The sequence below is a fragment of the Photorhabdus sp. RM96S genome, from assembly GCF_042879335.1.
Classification (GTDB): Bacteria; Pseudomonadota; Gammaproteobacteria; order Enterobacterales; family Enterobacteriaceae; genus Photorhabdus; species Photorhabdus kayaii.
This window is the reverse complement of sequence record NZ_JBHFKT010000041.1, coordinates 1-23,146: the sequence shown is the minus strand read 5'-3', so window position 1 is coordinate 23,146 and position 23,146 is coordinate 1. Positions and strand designations below refer to the sequence as shown.

Annotated in this window: 21 protein-coding genes, 1 other RNA gene and 1 pseudogene; 17 read left to right on the top strand and 6 right to left on the bottom strand. The window is 43.0% G+C overall.

Translation table 11 applies throughout. The features are described 5' to 3' along the window. Nucleotides 1–34: 34 nt before the first annotated feature. The gene (gene acnB, locus ACGF49_RS19940) at nt 35–2,632 is read left to right on the top strand and encodes a bifunctional aconitate hydratase 2/2-methylisocitrate dehydratase (protein WP_113043319.1); all 2,598 of its coding nucleotides are present in this window, start codon (nt 35–37) and stop codon (nt 2,630–2,632) included. 752 nt (nt 2,633–3,384) lie between these two features. Here acnB and ACGF49_RS19935 read toward each other — a convergent pair. Further along, a pseudogene (locus ACGF49_RS19935) lies at nt 3,385–3,519 on the bottom strand (Dabb family protein); the annotation flags it as partial. Between the two features lie 327 nt (nt 3,520–3,846). Here ACGF49_RS19935 and ACGF49_RS19930 point away from each other — a divergent pair. Together ACGF49_RS19930 and mscS are read left to right on the top strand one after the other, a co-directional pair. Beyond that, nucleotides 3,847–4,218, top strand: coding sequence for a YacL family protein (locus ACGF49_RS19930; RefSeq protein ID WP_112876755.1), 372 nt, complete (start codon nt 3,847–3,849; stop codon nt 4,216–4,218). Between the two features lie 135 nt (nt 4,219–4,353). After that, nucleotides 4,354–5,226: a small-conductance mechanosensitive channel MscS gene (gene mscS, locus ACGF49_RS19925; protein WP_112876754.1), complete on the top strand. Its 873-nt coding sequence runs from the start codon at nt 4,354–4,356 to the stop codon at nt 5,224–5,226. Nucleotides 5,227–5,336: 110 nt separating this feature from the next. Here mscS and ACGF49_RS19920 read toward each other — a convergent pair whose 3' ends face one another. After that, nucleotides 5,337–5,717 carry a hypothetical protein gene (locus ACGF49_RS19920; RefSeq protein ID WP_146748065.1) on the bottom strand — a complete coding sequence of 127 codons (381 nt, stop codon included), beginning with the start codon at nt 5,715–5,717 and terminating at the stop codon, nt 5,337–5,339. 236 nt (nt 5,718–5,953) lie between these two features. Here ACGF49_RS19920 and argO point away from each other — a divergent pair, with 236 nt between their 5' ends. Then, nucleotides 5,954–6,577, top strand: a complete 624-nt coding sequence (gene argO, locus ACGF49_RS19915) for an arginine exporter ArgO (protein WP_112876752.1) — start codon at nt 5,954–5,956, stop codon at nt 6,575–6,577. A 113-nt stretch (nt 6,578–6,690) separates the two neighbouring features. Next, a complete protein-coding gene (locus ACGF49_RS19910; protein ID WP_113041487.1) occupies nt 6,691–7,413 on the top strand; it encodes an oxidative stress defense protein in 723 nt (240 codons plus the stop codon). On the opposite strand, the gene ACGF49_RS19905 is transcribed toward ACGF49_RS19910, so the two are convergent. Beyond that, nucleotides 7,410–8,312 (bottom strand): LysR family transcriptional regulator ArgP, encoded by a 903-nt coding sequence (locus tag ACGF49_RS19905; RefSeq protein ID WP_113041486.1) that lies wholly within the window; start codon nt 8,310–8,312, stop codon nt 7,410–7,412. The two genes, ACGF49_RS19910 and ACGF49_RS19905, sit on opposite strands and share 4 nt — an antisense overlap. 380 nt (nt 8,313–8,692) lie before the next feature. On the opposite strand from ACGF49_RS19905, the gene ACGF49_RS19900 reads away from it, so the two are divergent. The 5 genes from ACGF49_RS19900 to serA all read left to right on the top strand — a co-directional run bounded on the left by ACGF49_RS19900 (nt 8,693) and on the right by serA (nt 12,022). Then, nucleotides 8,693–9,247, top strand: a complete 555-nt coding sequence (locus ACGF49_RS19900; RefSeq protein WP_113041485.1) for a hypothetical protein — start codon at nt 8,693–8,695, stop codon at nt 9,245–9,247. A 149-nt stretch (nt 9,248–9,396) separates the two neighbouring features. Further along, nucleotides 9,397–9,558 carry a hypothetical protein gene (locus tag ACGF49_RS19895; RefSeq protein ID WP_191214778.1) on the top strand — a complete coding sequence of 54 codons (162 nt, stop codon included), beginning with the start codon at nt 9,397–9,399 and terminating at the stop codon, nt 9,556–9,558. Nucleotides 9,559–9,622: 64 nt separating this feature from the next. Further along, nucleotides 9,623–9,769: a hypothetical protein gene (locus ACGF49_RS19890; protein WP_271858947.1), complete on the top strand. Its 147-nt coding sequence runs from the start codon at nt 9,623–9,625 to the stop codon at nt 9,767–9,769. Between the two features lie 79 nt (nt 9,770–9,848). After that, nucleotides 9,849–10,508 (top strand): ribose-5-phosphate isomerase RpiA, encoded by a 660-nt coding sequence (gene rpiA, locus ACGF49_RS19885; RefSeq protein WP_109791769.1) that lies wholly within the window; start codon nt 9,849–9,851, stop codon nt 10,506–10,508. Between the two features lie 272 nt (nt 10,509–10,780). After that, entirely contained in the window at nt 10,781–12,022 is a 1,242-nt protein-coding gene (gene serA / locus ACGF49_RS19880; protein ID WP_113041484.1) for a phosphoglycerate dehydrogenase, read from the top strand. A gap of 48 nt (nt 12,023–12,070) precedes the next feature. Here serA and ACGF49_RS19875 read toward each other — a convergent pair whose 3' ends face one another. The 3 genes from ACGF49_RS19875 to zapA all read right to left on the bottom strand — a co-directional run bounded on the left by ACGF49_RS19875 (nt 12,071) and on the right by zapA (nt 13,332). Next, nucleotides 12,071–12,667, bottom strand: coding sequence for a 5-formyltetrahydrofolate cyclo-ligase (locus ACGF49_RS19875; protein ID WP_113041483.1), 597 nt, complete (start codon nt 12,665–12,667; stop codon nt 12,071–12,073). A 37-nt stretch (nt 12,668–12,704) separates the two neighbouring features. Then, nucleotides 12,705–12,891, bottom strand: a non-coding RNA gene (ssrS, locus tag ACGF49_RS19870) — 6S RNA. A gap of 111 nt (nt 12,892–13,002) precedes the next feature. Continuing rightward, nucleotides 13,003–13,332: a cell division protein ZapA gene (gene zapA, locus ACGF49_RS19865; RefSeq protein ID WP_112876745.1), complete on the bottom strand. Its 330-nt coding sequence runs from the start codon at nt 13,330–13,332 to the stop codon at nt 13,003–13,005. Nucleotides 13,333–13,518: 186 nt separating this feature from the next. On the opposite strand from zapA, the gene ACGF49_RS19860 reads away from it, so the two are divergent. From ACGF49_RS19860 to gcvP, 7 genes are all read left to right on the top strand, one after another. Next, nucleotides 13,519–14,094, top strand: a complete 576-nt coding sequence (locus tag ACGF49_RS19860) for a YecA family protein (RefSeq protein WP_113041482.1) — start codon at nt 13,519–13,521, stop codon at nt 14,092–14,094. Nucleotides 14,095–14,267: 173 nt separating this feature from the next. Then, complete coding sequence (pepP, locus tag ACGF49_RS19855; protein ID WP_113041481.1) at nt 14,268–15,584, top strand: Xaa-Pro aminopeptidase; 1,317 nt, start codon at nt 14,268–14,270, stop codon at nt 15,582–15,584. A 7-nt stretch (nt 15,585–15,591) separates the two neighbouring features. Next, a complete protein-coding gene (ubiH, locus tag ACGF49_RS19850) occupies nt 15,592–16,770 on the top strand; it encodes a 2-octaprenyl-6-methoxyphenyl hydroxylase (RefSeq protein ID WP_271866609.1) in 1,179 nt (392 codons plus the stop codon). A gap of 38 nt (nt 16,771–16,808) precedes the next feature. Beyond that, nucleotides 16,809–18,041: an FAD-dependent 2-octaprenylphenol hydroxylase gene (gene ubiI / locus ACGF49_RS19845; protein ID WP_113041479.1), complete on the top strand. Its 1,233-nt coding sequence runs from the start codon at nt 16,809–16,811 to the stop codon at nt 18,039–18,041. Between the two features lie 358 nt (nt 18,042–18,399). Continuing rightward, complete coding sequence (gene gcvT, locus ACGF49_RS19840) at nt 18,400–19,494, top strand: glycine cleavage system aminomethyltransferase GcvT (protein ID WP_113041478.1); 1,095 nt, start codon at nt 18,400–18,402, stop codon at nt 19,492–19,494. 121 nt (nt 19,495–19,615) lie between these two features. After that, entirely contained in the window at nt 19,616–20,008 is a 393-nt protein-coding gene (gcvH, locus tag ACGF49_RS19835) for a glycine cleavage system protein GcvH (RefSeq protein ID WP_112894392.1), read from the top strand. Between the two features lie 87 nt (nt 20,009–20,095). Further along, a complete protein-coding gene (gene gcvP / locus ACGF49_RS19830; RefSeq protein ID WP_113041477.1) occupies nt 20,096–22,972 on the top strand; it encodes an aminomethyl-transferring glycine dehydrogenase in 2,877 nt (958 codons plus the stop codon). Nucleotides 22,973–23,146: the final 174 nt, after the last annotated feature.

Sequence of the window (23,146 nt, the reverse complement as noted above, 5' to 3'; positions counted from 1 at the left end):
TAGATAAAATGACAATGAGAGCGAGGAGAAAGTCGTGCTAGAAGAATACCGCAAGCACGTAACCGAGCGTGCAGCCCAAGGTGTTGTCCCTAAACCATTGGACGCGACACAAGCGGCGGCGCTGGTTGAGTTACTGAAGAGCCCACCAAAAGGTGAAGAAGATTTCCTGTTAGATCTGCTGATTAACCGTATTCCCCCTGGCGTTGATGAAGCGGCCTATGTAAAAGCCGGTTTTCTTGCCGCCATTGCGAAAGATGAAACCATTTCACCGCTAATCGCGCCAGAAAAGGCGGTTGAACTGCTTGGAACGATGCAAGGTGGTTATAATATTCATCCTTTGATTGATGCTCTGGATAATGAAAAACTGGCCCCAATTGCAGCTAAAGCGCTCTCTCATACTTTGTTGATGTTTGACAACTTCTATGATGTAGAAGAAAAAGCAAAAGCAGGTAATCCACAAGCCAAACAAATTATGCAATCTTGGGCTGATGCGCAGTGGTATCTGGAACGCCCTGAATTGGCAGAAAAAATTACAGTCACAGTATTTAAAGTGACGGGTGAAACAAACACTGACGACTTATCTCCTGCGCAGGATGCATGGTCACGCCCTGATATTCCTCTGCATGCTCTGGCAATGTTGAAAAATGCTCGCGAAGGGATTGTCCCGGATCAAGCTGGTGTTATTGGCCCAATCAAACAGATTGAAGAGCTGAATAAGAAAGGCTATCCGCTGGCTTATGTCGGTGATGTGGTTGGTACAGGTTCTTCCCGCAAATCGGCCACTAATTCAGTGTTATGGTTTATGGGCGATGATATTCCATTTGTGCCAAACAAACGTGGTGGTGGTGTTGTTCTGGGCGGTAAAATTGCGCCAATCTTCTTCAATACGATGGAAGATGCCGGTGCGCTGCCAATTGAGCTGGACGTGAACAAATTAAATATGGGGGAGGTAATTGATATCTACCCCTATAAAGGGGAAGTACGTCACCACGAAACCAATGAGTTACTGGCTGAATTTGAACTGAAAACAGATGTATTGTTGGATGAAGTGCGTGCGGGGGGCCGTATTCCACTGATTATCGGCCGTGGTTTGACCAGTAAGGCGCGTGAGTCTCTTGGTTTACCACCGAGTGATGTCTTCCGTCAGGCGAAAGCGGTTGAAGAAAGTAGTCGCGGTTTCTCCCTGGCTCAGAAAATGGTTGGTCGGGCATGTGGCACGGTGGGTATTCGCCCTGGTGAATACTGTGAACCTAAAATGACCTCTGTTGGTTCTCAGGATACAACTGGTCCCATGACCCGTGACGAACTGAAAGATCTGGCGTGTTTGGGTTTCTCTGCGGATTTGGTAATGCAGTCATTCTGCCATACGGCTGCTTATCCTAAGCCAGTTGACGTCACGACTCACCATACCTTACCTGATTTCATCATGAATCGTGGCGGGGTTTCTCTGCGTCCGGGTGATGGCATTATTCACTCATGGCTGAACCGTATGCTGTTGCCTGATACCGTTGGTACGGGCGGTGATTCTCATACGCGTTTCCCGATTGGTATTTCCTTCCCGGCTGGTTCTGGTCTGGTAGCGTTTGCTGCTGCGACGGGGGTGATGCCTTTGGATATGCCAGAATCTGTGCTGGTTCGTTTTAAAGGGCAGATGCAGCCTGGTATTACTTTGCGTGATTTGGTTCATGCGATTCCTTACTATGCGATTCAGCAAGGGCTTCTGACGGTTGAAAAGAAAGGTAAGAAAAACATCTTCTCTGGCCGTATCCTCGAAATTGAAGGTTTGCCAGATCTGAAAGTCGAGCAGGCATTTGAATTGGCGGATGCGTCTGCGGAGCGCTCTGCGGCGGGCTGTACCATTAAATTGGATAAAGCACCGATTATTGAATATCTGCAATCCAATATTGTATTGCTGAAATGGATGATTGCTGAAGGTTATGGTGATCGCCGTACTTTAGAACGTCGTGTAACGGGCATGGAGAATTGGCTGAAAGATCCTCAATTGTTGGAAGCTGATGCTGATGCAGAATATGCCGCGGTTATCGAAATCGATCTGGCTGAAATTAAAGAGCCTATTCTATGCGCACCGAATGATCCAGATGATGCCCGTTTACTGTCTGATGTGGCTAACAGTAAAATCGATGAGGTTTTTATCGGTTCTTGTATGACTAACATTGGTCATTTCCGTGCAGCCGGTAAATTATTGGATCAACATAAAGGTCAATTACCCACTCGTTTGTGGGTTGCTCCACCAACGAAAATGGATGCAGCTCAACTCACGGAGGAAGGTTATTACAGCATCTTTGGTAAGAGTGGGGCGCGGGTTGAAATTCCTGGCTGTTCCTTGTGTATGGGTAACCAAGCACGCGTTGCTGACGGTGTAACCGTGGTCTCCACTTCGACTCGTAACTTCCCGAATCGTCTGGGGACGGGGGCGAATGTTTACCTGGCATCGGCTGAACTGGCGGCTGTGGCTTCTTTGTTGGGACGCCTACCTACACCGGAAGAGTACCAGCAATTTATGGATAAAGTTGATGAGACTGCGGAAGATACTTACCGTTATCTCAATTTTGATCAACTGAACCAATACACTGAAAAAGCGGATGATGTGATTTTCCAAACTGCGGTGTAATTCCGATACCAATGAATGGGAGGTAAAAAACCTCCCATTTTAGGTGATGATAAAACAAGTGTTAGTTAAGAAAATTCGTTTTTTGCCCGTTAGTGTGGTTTTAAAAACTGGAAAAAAGGTAAGCGTATCATGAAGAAAACAAATAAAAACTTTAATCATTAAAGGTAAAAAACAGTGATTAAAGGTTTTTTAAAGCGGCTAGAAAGTTCGATTCTATAACTGATATTAAAAGAGAAAATATCAGGAAGAATAGGTTTTAAATTAATTGATAAGTGATAAAATAATAATATTAGCCGCATTAAGAGAATTAGTGGAAAAAATTTAAAAACGTTTAGCCGCATTAAGAGCTATTGAATAAATTGGTTTTACACTGTTTTAATTCGCCAAATCATTATAATTTTTCGACTTGTTTTAAATGATGAGAAAACACCTCTCCTTTTTTAAATAGGTTTGTTAGCGACCTAAAATGGGAGGTAAAGCCAGCCATTTTATTATCTCATTATCTCATTATCTCATTATCTCATTATCTTTTATAAATGATAATGATTTTACAGTAAGTTATCAGTAAATAAGCAAGGTTAAAAGCTTTTTATATAGTATTTAATTATTGATTAAATATTTAAATTTTACATTATAATCCATATAAACATATTTCTACCGATAATCGGCGAATTTAATTATTCTTAGATACGCCGGCAATATTCATTATGTTGAATATTGATTGGCAGATGGTTATTTCCCATAAATGAAAATTACACTTCATAATCAAAGACGATGATGTCGCCGACAGAATCTATAAGGAGATCTTTTAATTTGTCATGCGCTGGGTGAGACAAATAGTTTGAAATAGCTTTATGATCATCAAATGTCATGGTGACAGCATGTGTAAAACCTTTGTTGTTATTTTATCTCGGATGTGAATTTTAACAAAAGAATATGGCGTATCATAATGGCTCCTGAAAGGTGTCTTTTTTTGCTGACGAAATAGAAAATAAATTGTTCTATTGCAAGATCCTTGAATATATCTCATCAATTAGTGGATGTGTGTTCGATTTTGCTGTTTTTGTTTCTCTGAGATATTATTAATTATAGTGTATTTGTTTATATTTGCACTGAGGCTGAACTCTCCTCCCACTTCTTGGCCGTTTGTGGGCTGATTCTGGGGCGGAATTGCTAGGAAGTATTAAAATGGAAAGAACGCACCGGAGGTAATGATGGAATACGAATTTTTGCTAGATGTCACTGGACTGGTGACTAGCCGGTTCTCAATGGATCACGAAGCTATTGGTCAGTGGCTGAATGAAGAAGTTAAAGGTGATTTGGCGGTGATAGATAAGATTGCTTCAGCGTTGGCCGAAATTAAAGGTAGTGAACGTCAATGGCAACTTGTAGGTCATGAATATACGCTGTTAATGGATGACGAAGAAGTTATGGTTCGTGCCAATCAGCTTGAGTTTGAAACTGATTCGATGGAGGAGGGCATGAGTTATTATGATAATGAGAGCCTGGCTTTTTGCGGTACCAAGGATTTTATTGATATGTTGGCCGATTATCGGGATTTTATTTTGCAAAAGTACGATTGGTAAGAAGCTGTATATAGACAGAAATAATTCTCTGGCACGATAGGCTTTTTTCTTACTGTTAATGGTCGCTATGAAGGATAATCATCAAGTAATTTTACTCAATGATAGTTAAGTAGCTAAAGAATCAAGGTGGTTTTAATGGAAGATATCAATCTGTCTGGTGGCATTAATGAAGCGACAAGCTGGCTCATTAATCATCAGGATTTAATCATTCAATATCTGGTCAATACTGTTGCTGCTATTCTCATTCTTGTTCTGGGATTAATGGCGGCGAAACTCATTAGTAAGGGCGTGAAAAGAGTTATGTCATTGCGTGGCATTGATGTAACGGTATCGGATTTCCTGGCTGCTGTTGTTCGTTATTTGATTATTGCGTTCACTATTATTGCAGTTTTGGGCAAATTAGGTGTTCAGACGGCTTCCGTCATTGCGGTTATCGGTGCTGCTGGTTTAGCTGTTGGTTTAGCTTTACAAGGTTCTTTGTCCAACTTTGCCGCAGGGGTATTGCTGGTGGCTTTTCGTCCAATCCGTGCGGGTGAATATGTTATTCTCGGCGCGGTTGAAGGCACCGTTGTTCAGGTGCAGATTTTTTCTACTACATTGCGTACAGCAGATGACAGAATTATCGTGATCCCGAATGGGAAAATTATTGCAGATAATGTTATTAATACCAGCCGTGAACCGAATCGTCGAACCCAGATCATGGTCGGTGTTGCGTATAATGCGGATATTGACGAAGTTAAAAAAGTATTAGGTGATGTTATTGCCGCAGACAATCGTATTCAGCATGATAAAGGCGTGACGATTCGTTTGCATGAAATGGCACCTTCTTCACTGAATTTTATTGTGCGTGTATGGACCACCAATGGTGATGCTTGGGAGGTTTATTGGGATTTGATGGAGAACTTTAAACGCACATTGGATAAACACAATATCAGTATTCCTTATCCACAAATGGATGTTTATTTGCATCAGAATCAAGCTATGGCGCGGAATAAAATGAGTGATTAATCAGAGGGATTGGATAATAACCTTCTGATTATGTGAATAGACCGTAAATTTTTACCAGTACATCAGCGCCGCGCTATCAATAGCGCGGCGCTCTATTCCCCAGGTTTATTTTATTGACATAAGGTATTAAAGTTGTTTTTAATAAAATCATCGTTAATATCTTCTGTCAGTGCTATTTTCTTGTTATCTGATAAGCAAAGGACAGCGGATGAAACATCTGAAGTATGGAAATTAATATCAGCAGTGACTATCCCATCACCTTTTTCACCCTGTATTTTAAGAATGAAACGTTCACAGCCTTTTTTACATAAGAAAGGCTGATAATTACTGAGCTCTACATCTGTAATATTGGCTGTACCAATATAGTATTCAATTATTTCATGGTGGTTTAATGTCTCTTCAACATCATTTCGAAGCAAATAGTAGTTTCTGACAGTAAGAGCAGCAATAATAATGATGACGAGTAGCATGAAACCCATAATTTTTTTCAAAATAGTCCCTTCCTCTTATTTTTCATAGAATTGATAGATTCATTAATACTTTTAGTGTGTATTAGCTTGATTTTCTTTGAATTAATCAAATAATTTTCCTGTAAAAATCTGCTTTTTGGTTGGTTATTAAAATTTCTTATGATCGATTAGAAGCATTTATTTCCTCTAATGAGCTATTCTTCTTAATATTCTGAACTTTGAAATAGCAAAGTGAATAATTATTGAGGAATTTTTTTATGTTATCGACATTTGTGCAGGGTTTTTTTCTTAGCGCCGCAATGATTTTGCCTCTTGGTCCACAAAATGCCTTTGTTATGCAGCAAGGCAGCAGGAGACAATTTCATCTAATGAGTGCAACTTTGTGCGCGATCAGTGATGGTTTTTTGATTGGTGTCGGTGTATTTGGTGGTAGTGCATTACTTAGTCAGTCAACTTTACTCTTGCAATTTGTCACCTGGGGAGGTGTTGCTTTTTTATTCTGGTATGGATGGGGGGCCTTACGTGTGGTTTTGTTTGCCAATGTTGAACTGGCGCAGGTAAATAATTCAGTAAAAAACCGTTGGCGGGTAATTGCGATCATCTTTGCGGTCACTTGGTTAAATCCGCATGTTTATTTAGATACCATTGTTGTTCTGGGTAGTATTGGTGGTCAGTTATCTTCAGAACTCAGACCTTGGTTTACTTTTGGGGCGGCAACTGCTTCTGTTAGTTGGTTTTTTTCTCTGTCATTACTAGCTGCATGGTTTTCCCCTGTGCTAAGTAAGCCGCTTTCTCAACGGATTATTAATGGGTTTATTTGTATCATAATGTGGTATATCGCATGGCAACTTGCTAAGCAGGGATTGCTAATTTCTGATTAAGCTGAACACTTCTTTGCATACAGTCTCTGTGTTAGTGTTTCATTCATCCCATGTATATTTCGGTTTTTCCGTGGGATGAACATTTTCTGTAACAGGTTTTCTTCGGAGGTTGTGTGAAATTGAAATCATTAGGGTTGGCCGCCATGTTAAGTGCCGGGGTGCCACTTGCTGCACAGGCAGCTGATTTACCCGGAGTCCCTCATGTTATTACTTCAGGTAATGCGGTAGTGAAAGCAGAACCGGATATAGCAACATTGATGATTAACGTCAATATTTCTGCTAAAGATGCTTCTGGGGCTAAAAAGCAGGTTGATGAGCTGGTTGCTAAATATTTTGATTTTCTGAAAAATCACGGTATTGAAAAGAAAGATATTGATGCAGCGAATTTGCGTACTCAGCCTGATTATGAGTACGATAATGTATCCGGCAAATCGGTGCTGAAAGGCTATCGTGCGATCCGTTCAGTGGAGGTGAAGGTTCGTAAGTTAGATCAACTTAATGATCTGCTAGATGGCGCATTAAAAGCGGGTTTGAACGAAATCGTATCTGTTCAGTTTGGTGTGGACAATCCGCAAAAATATCGTGATGAAGCCCGCCAGAAAGCGATTGAGAATGCGATTGAACAAGCTGATGCACTGGCGAAAGGCTTTAGTAGCAAAGTGGGTTCGATATACAGTATCAATTACCGAGCACCAGAGGTGATTGATCACATGAAGTATCGCAATACTGATGTGATGATGTCGGGAGGTGCTGCTGCTGGAGTGGGTGAAACTTACCAGCAGGATAGCATCAACTTCAGTGATCAGGTTGATGTGGTTTTTGAGCTAAAACCTTAATTAATGTCATCTTGTCTTAACATCTGACGCCCAAGTTTCAACAGGGCGTCAGTCACTTTTTTCATGGTCCTGCTTTCCGGTGCAAAACGATGCCAATAGAGCATCCGGCGCTGACATAAACCTGGTGTCAGGTCGATCAGTTCACCATTTTTCAATTCTTGATCAATCTGTAAATGTGGGATCATACAACAAGTGGAACCCTGTTTTGCCAGTTGTACAAAGGCTTCAGATGAGTTGACGATATGACATGGAACGCTGCCCGGTGACAACTCGAAGTTCTGTTGTAAAAATACCTGATGCATATCATCCAGATGGTCGAATGCAACCGCTGGGGCTTTTAGTAACGCCGAACGGGTAACCCCATTTGGGAAATAGCGGGTAGCAAATTTTGGTGAGGCGACAAACAAATAATCCAGTGCGCCTAGTTTATCAATCAGACAACTGGGTAAAGGTTGTGGTTGAATACTGACTGCGCCAACGACTTCACCTCTTCTTAGCTGTTCTTGAGTCCGAGTTTCATCTTCAACTTGAATATTGAGTCGGATAGGTAAATCAGCGAGTACCGGGTGTAGAGCCGGTAATAGCCAGGTTGCTAAGCTGTCAGCGTTGACTGCTAATGAAAGCAGCAATGGAGTATCGGTCCCCTGTTCATCGCCTAGCCATTGTTCTTCCAACAACTCTACCTGATGTAATAGTGCCAGTAGTTTTTGGCCTTGTTCGGTGGGGCGCGGAGGAACTGTGCGTACTAATAGAGGCTGACCAAACAGATTTTCCAACTGTTTGATACGTTGAGAAACCGCGGATTGAGTGATACAGAGTTTCTGGGCAGCACGCTCGAAGCCGCGTTCTCGGATCACCGCATCCAGAGCTTGTAGTGTTCGGTAGTCAGGGCGTTTCATTATAGAAAGATTCTCCATTTATTTTTCTGAATATCACTATGCCATATTTTTCTGATGTATGAGGCAATTTGTCTGGTGGGCCGTAAAATCCTACCTTTCAGAAATTACGCATGTTATACCCAATTTGGATAAATTTTTGTTGGCTGGTCGCCTTTGGGAAGAGGGTTCCATTTTTGAAGGTTGAGTTTGTTGACGTGGTTGAATAGGCGATATGCTCAGGAGAAATCACTAGGTGAAGCTGTTTTTGATAGCTTAATGATGAATTTTTGATCGGGCTAAAGATTGTTTGCATGTTTCACTTAAGTGTAGTCTTTCAATAAAATTGTTAAAAAATCGTTATTTTTGGCTATTTAATAACAATGTAAGTAAGGTTGCTTTTTATGCTGTCACTGAAACATGTTGCACAATTAACATATAATACTTTGCAGTTATACATGGATCAGAGAGGAATAGATTTGGCGGTTGGTCCTATCTCTGACAGCGATGCAAACACGCTAACGAAAGCGTATGGTGAACTTAACTGGGAATATTATATTACAGAGGTCGGTAATCGACATGATTGCTTCAGCTTATGTATAAAATTTGTCATATCAAGGGAAAATCTCCAAATTGAATCTGCTCCGGCTGGAGTCGCTTTATCTACATATGATTTGCACGATAAGAGTTTTAACATCCATGTATTGGAAAATTTTGTGAAGGATACAGAAAATCATCCGTTGCATAGAAAGATGCTTTTGTATACTCTGTATGCAGCATTGATTTTCATGAATGTGGTTGATGGTGAAGACGTCAGGATTCATGAACCCGTTAAGGATAAAATAGCTTACTATCGTTCGTTTGGTTTTGAGCTAGAACGTTGTGGATATGTAATGTCATGTGATATTAAGACATTAACGGCAAAGTTGAAGAGTCGGTCTAAGGAGTTAGTTCTTTGACATTTGGCATTTATACCCTATGGATTTGTTGAAGGTGAAATCTTACTAAATTTGTTGCTATGGCCATAACAGAGAGATTTTGTCGGGAATTTTTTGTCCTGTATGACTAAATCAGTTCAGTAATGTGAAGTCGTTTTAGAGGTGTTGTTATGAGAACACAAAAAGAACCGATGTTCGATACCATTCAAACTTATAAAAAAGCGGGAGAGACCTTAGATTTTCTCATGAAAGTAGGTCCGGCTTTGGAAGATCATGCACAGGCACCAAGCCAAGAAAAGCAAGGTCGTCGTCGTAACAAAGAGGCTGCATAGACATCACTCTTTTTGTAGCCCGCTAGTATGGCGGGTTTTTCACATCATTCACTCTTAATTTTTCATGATTCATTTCACTCAACTTAATTGCGGTTTCTTTGTTGCTATCAAGGTTTATACCCTATGGATTTCAAGATGGATCGCGACGGCAAGGGAACGAATCCCCGGGAGCATAGATAACGATGTGACCGGGGTGAGTGAGTGCAGCTAACAAAGAGGCAACTTGAAAGATAACGGGTATATACTAGTCGACAGGCTTTCCTTGTAACTGATATAGGCAATGAATTGATATGACTCAGGACGAACTAAAAAAAGCAGTAGGTTGGGCAGCACTCGAATTTGTTACACCAGGAACGGTTGTGGGTGTGGGGACAGGTTCAACGGCTTCACACTTTATTGATGCCCTTGGTTCCATTAAAGATCAGATTGAAGGGGCAGTATCCAGCTCTGAGGCTTCTACTGAGAAGTTAAAAAGTTTGGGAATTCCTGTATTCGATTGTAATGAAGTGGATTCCCTTGATATCTACGTTGATGGTGCGGATGAAATCAATGGCAATATGCAGATGATTAAAGGCGGTGGTGCTGCATTGACGCGTGAAAAAATCATTGCTGCAATAGCAAAAAAATTCGTTTGTATTGTTGATGCCTCTAAAAAAGTTGATGTATTGGGTAAATTCCCTCTGCCGGTTGAAGTGATTCCAATGGCTCGGGCTTATGTTGCTCGTGAGTTGGTTAAATTGGGGGGAGTACCAAAATATCGTCAGAATGTCGTGACTGATAACGGCAATGTGATTCTTGATGTGCATAATCTAGCCATACTCGATCCTGTTGAGTTAGAGAATAAAATTAATCGTATCTCAGGTGTGGTGACTGTGGGCCTATTTGCTAACCGTGGTGCGGATATTGTATTGATGGGAACACTTGATGGAGTGGAAACCATTACTCAATAATATTATTTACAGGGGCGGAATTTTTCGCCCTTAAAAATTTTTTCACTTTTAAAATAGGTGGAGAATTTAGTGATATATTTCATATCTCTGATTGTTATTTAATCTAAATCCTAATTTTGTTCTTTTTCAGATCATTTTATTCCACATAATAACTACTTTATTAAGACTTATGTGACGGGAATAGCAATCGTTTATATTGCTGTGTTCGTTTTTTTTGTTATGTTGAGAGAATGAATCTTAAATGTAACGAAGCGTAACAATAGGCAGGATAAATGGTTAAGGTATCTCTGGAAAAAGATAAGATTAAATTTTTGCTATTAGAAGGTGTGCATCAGAGCACGGTAGAAAATCTACGAACAGCCGGTTATAGCAATATCGAATATCATAAGGGAGCATTAGATTCCAAAGAGTTAAAAGAGGCAATTCGTGATACCCATTTTGTTGGTATCCGTTCCCGCACACAACTGACCGAAGACATTTTTCAGGCAGCTGAAAAATTGGTTGCGGTAGGCTGTTTTTGTATTGGTACCAATCAGGTTGATCTGAAAGCGGCTGCAAAACGTGGTATCCCTGTCTTTAATGCGCCATTTTCTAATACCCGTTCTGTTGCTGAAATGGTCCTTGGTGAGTTGTTGTTATTGCTGCGTCGTATCCCTTTGGCGAATGCGAAAGCTCATCGTGGAGTGTGGGATAAGCAGGCTAAAGGCTGCTATGAAGTTCGTGGTAAAAAACTGGGCATTATCGGTTACGGTCATATTGGCACTCAGCTTGGTATTCTGGCTGAAAATATTGGTATGGATGTCTACTTTTACGATATTGAAAACAAATTGCCGTTAGGTAACGCTCATCAGGTACGTCATTTGTCAGAATTACTCAATATGAGTGATGTGGTTAGTTTGCATGTACCAGAAACGCCATCAACTAAAAATATAATTGGTGCAACTGAACTGACCCTGATGAAACCGGGTTCTATCCTGATTAATGCTTCACGCGGGACGGTGGTGGATATCCCGGCATTATGTGATGCATTGGAAAGTGAACATCTGTCAGGGGCGGCTGTGGATGTGTTCCCTGTTGAACCGGCAACCAATAATGATCCATTTGAGTCACCGTTACGTAAATTTGATAACGTGTTGCTGACCCCACATATTGGTGGTTCTACCCAAGAAGCGCAGGAAAACATTGGTTATGAAGTCGCAGGAAAGTTAGCGAAATACTCTGATAATGGTTCTACCTTATCAGCAGTAAACTTCCCGGAAGTGTCTCTTCCTGTTCATGCTGATGATACCAACCGGTTTCTACATATTCATGAAAATCGGCCCGGTATATTGAACAGTATTAACCAAGTGTTTGCTGAACAGGATATCAATATTGCCGCTCAGTATCTGCGTACCAGTGGGGATATGGGTTATGTGGTTATTGATATTGTGACTGAAAATCCTGCTCAAGCTGAAATGGTATTTCAGAAACTGAAAGCATTGCCGGGTACTATCCGTTCTCGCCTGCTTTACTGATTGTTTTGATATATCAAAAATGGGTGCTTTGTGTAAGGCGCCCATTTTTTACTGCCATTGCCAGATTTTTTCAGGTGTGATGATTTCGGGTAATGGGATATCCCATTCGGCTATGGGCAGTGTATCGACTAACTGACAGTTATGCGCCAGACCTATCGGATAGAAATTTTTTTGTCGCCATTGCCTCAATGTACGATCGTAAAAGCCGCCACCCATGCCAAGCCGTTGCCCTGTGCGGTCAAAAGCAACCAGCGGGATCATCATGATATCCAGTTCTGATAATGGTAAAACCTGCTCAACATTCAGCGGTGGTTCTTCTATATTGAAGCGATTTCTGATGAGTGGGGTATCGGGTTGATAGTTTAAAAATAGCAGATGGTGATGACGGAAAGGATGCAATACCGGCAGATAGATCTGTTTATTTTGTTGCCAGAGTTGGTTAATCAGTGGACGGGTATCAAGTTCACCATCAAACGAAAGGAATAGTGCGATTTTGCTGGCTTGGTGAATTTTGGGGTGGTTGATTGCTCGCTCAGCAGCCCGTCTTGCAAAAAGAGATTGTTGTTCAGGAGTGAGTTCACGGCGTTGTCGGCGTATTTTCTTTCTAATGCTTTGTCTGAGTGGTAATAGGGGCTCTGATTGCATAGAACCTGCCAGTGGATAGCAGCAGCGATTAAAGTTGAGATTCTCCAAGATGTCGTTACAGGTAGTAACCCTTGAACCCTTGGTTCAAGGTGAACATAGTGTCGCAGCTTTAAGGCTTCTCGGCCGAACCGAGCATGCACACCAGACTACGGAGCACCACATTCTATAATGTATGAAATATCGGCTCAGGGGACTTTCCCCGTTCACGAACATCTCAGAGAAATTTATTCAGTGCTTGTTAAGCAACTTTATGGACCCTATTGTATGAAACTAAATACAGAAAGCAACTAATTCTCGAATGATTCACTCACTAATGCATGATTTATCAATAGAATTCATTTAGTTGGTGCAATTGTGCTCTCAGTGATGCGACCTTGTTCCACTAATGCTTGTTCTATAGTCTGCTGAAGCATCTTTATTTTCTGTTCCATATTATAGGCATAATCACGGGTTTTCACTTTTTCTTGCGCCAATTCGTGACAGATATTCAGTGCCACAATAAAAATCAGTTGTTCAGTATTGGTTACTCTGGTGCGCTCTTTTAAATCATCTAAACGTTGCTCAAGTTCCACAGCCGCAGCCAGCAATGCTTCTTTTTGCTCTGATGGACAATTGACACGTAGTGACCGCCCAAAAATCTGGATATCTACCGGTTGTGCAGACATGACCCCTTCCTGACTTATTGCTGCGCCTTGGTTTTAATTCTGAATTATAGAATTGAAACCGGCGCCAATCATTATAACGCCATACCCACAGACAACTCACGATTAGCGAAGGTTGTTGTCTGGTATAGCGACTCCCCTTGGTGGTAGCATAGCATGAACTTACACCGTCAACGATGACCAATACACATGTCTATACAGAATTCATTACCAGATTATCAATCTTTTGACGAAATATTGCATCAACAGTCAGTGGCACTGACGGCAGCGGAGATGCATGGGTTGATTAGCGGCCTGCTGTGCGGCGGTAATCGCGACAGTAGTTGGCAGATATTAGTTCATGACTTAGCTAATGATGGGCTAGCGTTTTCCCATCCATTAGCTCAACAATTGCGTGAATTACGTGAAATCACATTCGAATCATTGGATGACAGTAATTTTGCATTTGGTTTATTGCTGCCAGATGAGGAAGATAATGTATATGAACGAGCAGATGCATTAGCTGGATGGGTTAACCATTTTTTGCTGGGATTAGGTGTTGCTCAACCGAAGTTCGCGGATAAAAAAGAGATCAATGAGATTATTGGTGATTTGCGCAATATCGGTCTGCTTGGTTATGAAGAAGGTGATGATCAAGAAGAGTTGGCGCAGGCACTGGAAGAGGTCCTTGAATATGTGCGGGTGGCTGCGCAGCTTTGCTATATCGCTTTTACTGAACCTAAAGCCGTTTTAATCGCAAAAAATGATAAACCAACATTGCATTAATTGGTGTTTATTGAGCGCAAGAAATACCCTATGGATTTCAAGATGGATCGCGGCGGTAAGGGAGTGAATCCCCGGGAGCATAGGTAACGATGTGACCGGGGTGAGCGAGTGCCGCCAACAAAGAGGTAACTTGAAAGATAACGGGTACAATTAACTAAGTCGCAGGAGAGGGTATGATCAAACAAGAATATTTATCCCGCCGTCAGGCTTTACTGGCAAAAATGGCTCCGGCCAGCGCAGCGATTATTTTTTCTGCCCCGCCTGCGCCACGAAATTCAGATAATGAATATCCCTATCGTCAGCATAGCGATTTCCTTTATTTGACGGGGTTTAATGAACCGGAAGCGGTGCTGATATTAATTAAGAGTGATGATACGCATAATCATAGTGTTCTTTTTAATCGAGCGAGTGACTTGGCTGCGGAAATTTGGTTTGGTCGTCGTCTTGGGCAAGAAGCGGCACCGGAAAAACTGGGTATTGATCGTGCTTTGCCTTTTGATGATATCAAAGAAGAGCTTTACCTGTTGCTGAATGGTTTGGATGTGGTTTATCACGCGCAAGGTGAATTTGCCTACGCAGATGAAATTGTCTTTCATGCGTTGGACATATTAAGAAAAGGCGGTCGCCGTAATCTTTCAGCGCCTTTATCGATAATTGATTGGCGCCCTTGGGTACATGAAATGCGGTTATTCAAATCTAAGGCAGAAATTGAGGCTATGCGCCGGGCGGGTAGAATCAGTGCTCAGGCCCATATGCGAGCGATGAAAATTTGCCGCCCAGGAATGTTTGAATATCAACTGGAAGCTGAAATTCATCACGAATTTACTCATCAAGGGGCTCGTCATCCTGCTTACAACACGATTGTAGGGAGCGGTGAAAATAGCTGTATTCTGCACTACACCGAGAATGAAAGCAGGATGAAAGAGGGTGACTTGGTGTTGGTTGACGCAGGTTGTGAATATCTGGGGTATGCCGGAGATATCACCCGGACTTTCCCTGTCAATGGCAAGTTTACTCGTGCTCAGCGTGAAATTTACAATATAGTACTGAAAACATTAAATGTTTCATTGGAATTGTATAAGCCAGGTACCAGCATCAACAAAGTTACAGAACATGTCGTGCGGATTATGGTGGAAGAGTTGGTGAAACTGGGCATTATGCACGGCGAAATTGAACATTTAATCGAAACTAAAGCTTATCGTCAGTTCTTTATGCATGGCCTCGGTCACTGGTTAGGATTGGATGTACACGATGTCGGTGATTATGGTGTAGAACGCGATCGTATTCTGCAACCGGGAATGGTATTGACGGTTGAACCGGGGATTTATATTGCGCTGGATGCAGATGTGCCGTTGGAATATCGGGGTATCGGTATCCGTATTGAAGATGACATTTTGATCACTGAAACGGGTAATGAAAACCTGACAGCCAGTGTCGTTAAAGAAGCTGATGAGATTGAAGCTCTGATGGTGAAAGCAAAACAGGGTTAAGTTAAGAATGAACGTGATTATCGTTGGTGGAGGCATGACCGGCGCGACGCTTGCGCTGGCGATATCTTCCCTGAGTAAGGGGCAGATTCATGTGTCCCTGATTGAAGCGGCAGAGCTTGCGCAGAAACATCCCGGTTTTGATGCCAGAGCGATAGCGCTGGCTTACGGTACTTGTCAGCGTTTACAACAGATTGGCGTTTGGTCTGCTCTGGAAGATTATGTGATACCGATAACTCACGTTCATGTTAGTGATCGTGGTCATGCAGGATTTGTGAACCTTTGTGCAAAAGAATATAACATTTCCGCTCTAGGTCATGTTGTCGAATTGTATGATGCAGGGCAGGGTTTGTTCGGATTACTGAAAAATGCGCCTGGTGTAACGCTGTATTGTCCATCCAGGGTTATGGCTGTTGAAAGAACCCTATCATCGGTAACTGTTACTCTGGACAGCGGCGAACGACTGCAAGGTGAATTGCTGGTAGCGGCTGATGGCAGCCATTCTGCCATTGGTCACGCCTGTAATATTCAGTGGCAACGGCACGCTTATGAACAGGTTGCCGTGATTACAAATGTACTGACTTCAGAACATCCGCGAGGCAGTGCATTTGAGCGTTTCACGGAATATGGTCCACTTGCTTTGCTACCAATGTCTGGGGGGCGGAGCTCGCTGGTATGGTGCCATCAGTTGGCGCGGAGAAAGGAGATCGCGGGTTGGAGTAATGAGCAATTTCTTAGGCAATTACAGCGAGCATTTGGCTGGAGATTGGGGAAAATATTGGAAACCGGCCAGCGTCACAGCTATCCATTGACACTATCTACTGCAAATCAACAAATTAGTCACCGATTGGCGCTGGTGGGAAATGCCGCGCAAACATTACATCCAATTGCCGGTCAGGGTTTTAATCTTGGAATGCGAGATGTTATGACACTGGCGCAGGTTGTTTCTGAGGCTTTTGCTGCTGGTCAGGATATTGGTACTTACCCGGTTTTGGCCAACTATCAGCGGCAACGGATTTTAGATCGGGAAAATACCATCGATATTACTGATGGATTGATACGGATATTTGCCAATCGTTATTTCCCATTACAAATCGGGCGTAACTTGGGCTTGATGATAATGGAAAAATTCTCTCCTGTGCGGGATATGCTGGCCCGTCAGACTCTGGGTTGGGTCGCCCAAAGATAACCGCAGATAAAGCAGACAAAATAAGAGGACGTTATATTATGCAATCATTTGATGTGGTTATCGCTGGTGGCGGTATGGTTGGTTTGGCGCTTGCTTGTGGCTTACAAGGCAGTGGTTTGCGGGTGGCTGTGGTGGAGAGCTATCCGCCTACTCAACCCGTTATTGCTGGAGAAGAGTATGCTTTGCGGGTTTCGGCGATTAATGCGGCCAGTGAGCGCCTGTTACAGCATCTTGGTGTGTGGCAACAAATTCTGGATATGCGCACTAGTCCTTATCAAGAAATAGAGGTTTGGGAGCGGGATAGCTTTGGCCGTATACGGTTCAGCGCGGCTGAATATGGGCTGGAATATCTTGGTCATATCATTGAAAACCGAGTTATCCGTGAAGCATTATGGAAAAAAGCAGACAGCTTATCTGAAGTGACCATTTTGGCACCGGCGGCTTTGCAACAGATTGCCTGGGGTGAAAATGAAGCTTTTATGACTTTATCCGATGGTCGCATGTTAACGGCTCGTTTAGTTGTTGGCGCTGATGGCGCTCACTCATGGTTGCGTCAACATGCTGATATCCCTCTCACATTCTGGGATTATGAACATCATGCGTTGGTAGCCACTATTCGCACCGAAGAGCTGCACGGCCGGGTTGCCCGTCAGGTCTTTTATGGTGATGGTATTTTGGCGTTTTTACCCCTTGCCGATCCCCATTTGTGTTCTATCGTCTGGTCACTACCGGGTGAAGTCGCAGAACAACACAAACAGCTTGATCATAGGCGTTTCAACCAGCAATTGGCGGTAGATTTTGATCTGCGCCTTGGTCAATGTGAACTGATGAGTGAGCGTCTGGCGATTCCACTGACCGGTCGCTATGCCCGTAATTTTGCGGCTCATCGTCTGGCCTTGTTGGGAGATGCTGCCCATACTATTCACCCATTGGCAGGCCAGGGAGTGAATTTGGGCTTCATGGATGTCGCTGAGCTGATAGGCGAATTGCGTCGTTTGCATGGTCAGGGAAAAGATATTGGTCAGCACTTTTATTTACGTCGCTATGAGCGCCGACGTAAACATGGTGCTGCTGTGATGCTGGCCGGGATGCAAGGTTTTCGTCAATTATTTGATGGCAATAATCCGGCGAAAAAACTTTTGCGGGATGTCGGGTTGTCTCTGGCAGATAATTTACCGGGAATTAAACCTAAATTACTTCGTCAGGCAATGGGATTGAATGACTTACCGGACTGGCTCTCTTCTAAATCCTATTCGGCTGAAAAAATCTAATTTAGCCTCTGCTTATCGATAACTTTTTCTCATATCTTGCTGAAATATGAATAGGTGGTTTTATTCATATTTCAGTTGATTTGTAACAGAAAATGAGTGTTTTCTAAAGTTAATTGTTAATTTTGAGTATTATGACTCATTTTAATAGTTGAAAATTCTGCATACTTATAACCTGTTTTTTAATGGTCACTGGATTGAACCCTATTTTTACTTATGGTTCATTTGGGTTTTCAGTGATAACTTTCATTCTAAGATATCGTTTGCGTCGCGTTTTTTAGCCGCTTTTTGTTCATGATTCACAGTATCTGTCGGTTAATACGCGGTATGTTTTCATGTAGGAAATGAAAAGAGGGAAATAATGGCAAAACAAACTCCATTGTATGACCAGCATCTGGCTTGTGGTGCACGTATGGTAGATTTTCATGGCTGGATGATGCCTTTGCATTATGGTTCACAAATGGATGAACATCATATTGTCCGCACTCATGCCGGTATGTTTGATGTTTCCCACATGACGATTGTGGATCTGCATGGTACTGGTTGCCGTGATTTCCTGCGTTATTTGTTGGCAAATGACATTGCTAAACTGACAGAAAAGGGTAAAGCCTTATACACCGGGATGCTTAATGCTTCTGGTGGTGTAATTGATGACCTGATTGTTTATTACCTTAGCAATGATTTTTATCGGTTGGTGGTCAATTCTGCGACTCGTGAGAAAGATCTGGCTTGGATTAATGAACATGTAGCCAGTTACCCGGTTGATATTCAGGTTCGTGATGATCTGGCATTAATTGCGGTTCAGGGGCCTGAAGCTCAGGCAAAAGTACAGTCTCTATTGAATGATGAACAGCAACAGACTATTGCTGGAATGAAACCTTTCTTTGGTGTCCAGGCGGGGGATCTGTTTATCGCAACAACGGGTTATACCGGTGAGGCGGGTTATGAAGTGGCATTACCAAAAGCGCAAGCAGCGGATTTCTGGCAAAAATTACTGAGTGTCGGCGTTAAGCCCGCGGGATTAGGTGCGCGTGATACGTTGCGACTTGAAGCCGGTATGAACCTCTATGGACAGGAAATGGATGAAACCATTTCTCCTCTTGCGGCTAACATGGGCTGGACAATCGCTTGGAAACCCGAAGATCGCCAGTTTATCGGCCGTGAAGCGCTAGAAAAACAGCGTGAAAAGGGCACTGAGCAATTGGTTGGTTTGGTGATGAGAGAAAAAGGTGTGTTACGCGGTGGCTTAACGGTCAGTTTTACTGATGAGATGGAGGTTTTACACTCTGGCATTATTACCAGTGGTACGTTCTCCCCAACATTAGGATTCAGCATTGCCCTTGCCCGTGTGCCGCAAGGGATTGGTGAACAGGCAATTGTACAAATCCGCAATCGTGAAATGCTGGTTCAGGTAGTCAAACCTAGCTTTGTACGGGCGGGTAAACCTCTCGTATAGTCATTTTTATCGAATAATAACTTGATGAGTAAATAGTAATTTATCCCGGTAAGCATGATTGGTGCAGGAGCACAAAATAGCCTAATAGGGGTAGATTCTAGGATTGAAGGAGATGATAGTAATGAGTAATGTACCCGCAGAGTTAAGATATGCTGAATCACATGAGTGGGTTCGTGCAGAAGGTAATGGTGAATACACTGTAGGTATTACCGAGCATGCACAAGAACTGCTCGGCGATATGGTCTTTGTTGATTTGCCAGAAGTAGGTGATGAAATCAATCTTGGTGATGATTGTGCGGTTGTTGAATCAGTAAAAGCGGCTTCTGATATCTATGCACCACTGAGTGGTGAAATTATTGCCGTTAATGAAGCGCTAAATGACGCGCCTGAATTGGTTAACAGTGAGCCTTATAATGAAGGCTGGCTGTTCCGTATTAAAGCCTCTGATGAAAGTGAACTTTCGAGTTTGCTGAATGCCGAAGGATATCAGGCACTTCTGGACGAAGAAGAATAATATGCTTACCGCCGCCCTGTCTCACATGATGAACAGGGCGTTTTTATTTGTATGCCATTTCTGGCCAGCTTCAGGAATTAGTAACAAATGACCCAGACATTAAGCCAACTTGAGAACCAGGGTGAGTTTATCCGCCGTCATATAGGCTCTTCCGCCGAACAGCAAAAAGAGATGCTGGTGACAGTGGGGGCAAATTCCCTTAATGATTTAACACAGAAAATTGTTCCCCGTGATATCGCGTTACCAGAGCCTCCCGATGTTGGCGGTGGTGCAACTGAACAGCAAGCACTCGCTGAACTGAAAGCGATTGCCAGCCAAAATAAACGTTACCAATCCTATATTGGTATGGGGTATGTGCCTGCTGTACTTCCGCCGGTTATTTTGCGTAATTTATTAGAAAATCCTGGCTGGTATACCGCTTATACACCTTATCAACCGGAAGTTTCTCAAGGTCGCCTTGAATCACTGTTGAATTTCCAACAAGTGACGATCGATTTGACGGGTTTGGATATTGCTTCTGCTTCTTTGCTGGATGAAGCTACCGCGGCGGCTGAAGCAATGGCAATGGCAAAACGTACCAGCAAACTGAAAAATGCTGACCGTTTCTTTGTTGCTGATGATATCCATCCGCAAACATTAGACGTTGTTCGTACCCGTGCGGAAACCTTTGGCTTTGATGTGATTGTAGATAAAGCAGAAAAAGTCTTGGAGCTGGACGGTGTATTTGGCGTGTTGTTACAACAGGTTGGCACGACAGGTGAAGTTCATGATTATGCTGATCTGATTACACAACTGAAACAGCGCAAAATCATTGTCAGTGTTGCCGCTGACTTGATGGCGTTGCTGCTGCTGACTGCGCCGGGTAAACAAGGCGCTGACATTGTGTTTGGTTCTGCTCAGCGTTTTGGCGTACCGATGGGTTATGGCGGTCCCCACGCAGCATTTTTTGCCAGCCGTGATGAATTCAAACGTTCTATGCCGGGACGTATTATCGGCGTTTCCCTTGATGCGGCAGGTAATACGGCACTGCGCATGGCAATGCAAACCCGTGAGCAGCATATCCGTCGTGAGAAAGCGAATTCCAACATCTGTACTGCTCAGGTGTTGTTGGCAAATATCGCGGCGATGTATGCGGTATATTATGGTTCGAAGGGGCTGAAACGCATTGCGAGCCGTATTCATCGTCTGACTGACATTCTGGCGGTCGGGTTACAGAAAGCTGGATTTACTCTACGTTACAAAACTTGGTTTGATACTCTGACTGTTGAAGTTGCTGATAAAGCAGCAGTATTAGCCCGGACAGAGAAAGCTGAAATCAATTTGCGTACCGATATTTACGGCGCGGTGGGTATCACATTAAGTGAGGCTACCGGTCGTGATGATCTGGTCAAATTGTTCTCTGTGCTGACAGGCACGGATGACAAGCTAGATGTTGAAGCACTGGATAAAGAGCTGATGACGGAAAGTCTCTCCATTCCTGCATCAATGTTGCGCAGTGATGAAATCCTTCTGCATCCAAATTTCAACCGTTATCATAGTGAAACGGATATGATGCGCTATATGCATCGTCTTGAACGCCGAGATTTAGCACTGAATCAGGCAATGATCCCATTGGGTTCTTGCACCATGAAACTTAATGCTGCGGCAGAAATGTTACCGATCTCTTGGCCTGAATTTAATGAACTACACCCATTCTGTCCGCCAGAGCAAGCACAGGGTTATCAGCAAATGATCAGCCAATTATCTCACTGGCTGGTGCAACTGACAGGTTATGATGCCGTTTGTATGCAACCAAACTCCGGTGCGCAGGGTGAATATGCGGGTCTGCTTGCTATTCGCCGTTACCACGAAAGTCGTGGAGAAGGGCATCGTCATATCTGTTTAATCCCCAGTTCTGCTCATGGCACCAACCCGGCTTCTGCTCATATGGCAGGTATGACAGTTGTGGTGGTGAGTTGCGATAAAGAGGGCAACATTGATCTGGCAGACCTGCGTGAAAAAGCGGACAAATCCGGTGGTGAGCTTTCTTGCATCATGGTGACTTACCCGTCAACCCACGGTGTATATGAAGAAACGATCCGTCAGGTGTGTGAAATCATTCATCAGTATGGTGGTCAGGTTTACCTTGATGGTGCGAATATGAACGCGCAGGTTGGCATCACCGCGCCAGGTTTTATCGGTGCTGATGTTTCACACCTCAACCTTCATAAAACATTCTGTATCCCACATGGCGGCGGTGGTCCAGGAATGGGGCCGATTGGCGTAAAAGCCCATTTAGCGCCGTTCTTGCCAGGGCACTCGGTAGTTCAAATGGATGGCATTACCGAACAGAGAGCTGTCTCAGCGGCGCCATTTGGTAGTGCTTCTATTTTGCCGATTAGCTGGATGTATATCCGCATGATGGGCTCACAAGGATTGAAACAGGCAAGCCAGACGGCGATTTTGAATGCTAACTATATTGCTGCTCGCTTAAAGAATGATTATGACGTGTTGTATACCGGTCATAATGGTTATGTGGCACATGAATGTATTCTGGATATTAGACCGTTGAAAGAAGAGTTTGGTATCAGCGAGATGGATATTGCCAAGCGCTTGATTGACTATGGTTTCCATGCACCAACCATGTCATTCCCGGTTGCCGGTACGCTAATGGTGGAACCTACAGAATCAGAAAGCAAAGTGGAAATTGATCGCTTTGTGGATGCTATGTTGGCAATTCGTGCTGAAATTGGCAAAGTGGCGCAAGGTGAATGGTCATTGGAAGATAACCCATTGGTCAATGCGCCTCACGTACAAGCTGAACTGGTTTCTGACTGGAGTCATAATTACAGCCGTGAAACTGCGGTTTTCCCAACCTTGGAAACCAAAGCCAATAAATATTGGCCTGCGGTTAAACGCCTTGATGATGTTTACGGTGATCGTAATCTGCATTGCTCTTGTGCCCCTGTCAGTGATTATCAATAATTACTAAATATAATAGTCAACGCCAGTATAATAACTGGTGTTGCTATTATTTATACCCGTCATAATCCATAGGGTATATACCCTGCGCCATTTAATATCTCCAGCCTTATCGCGATTTTCTAGCATTTAATATGACAGATTCCCCATTATCAGGATTAAAAAAACGAATGATGA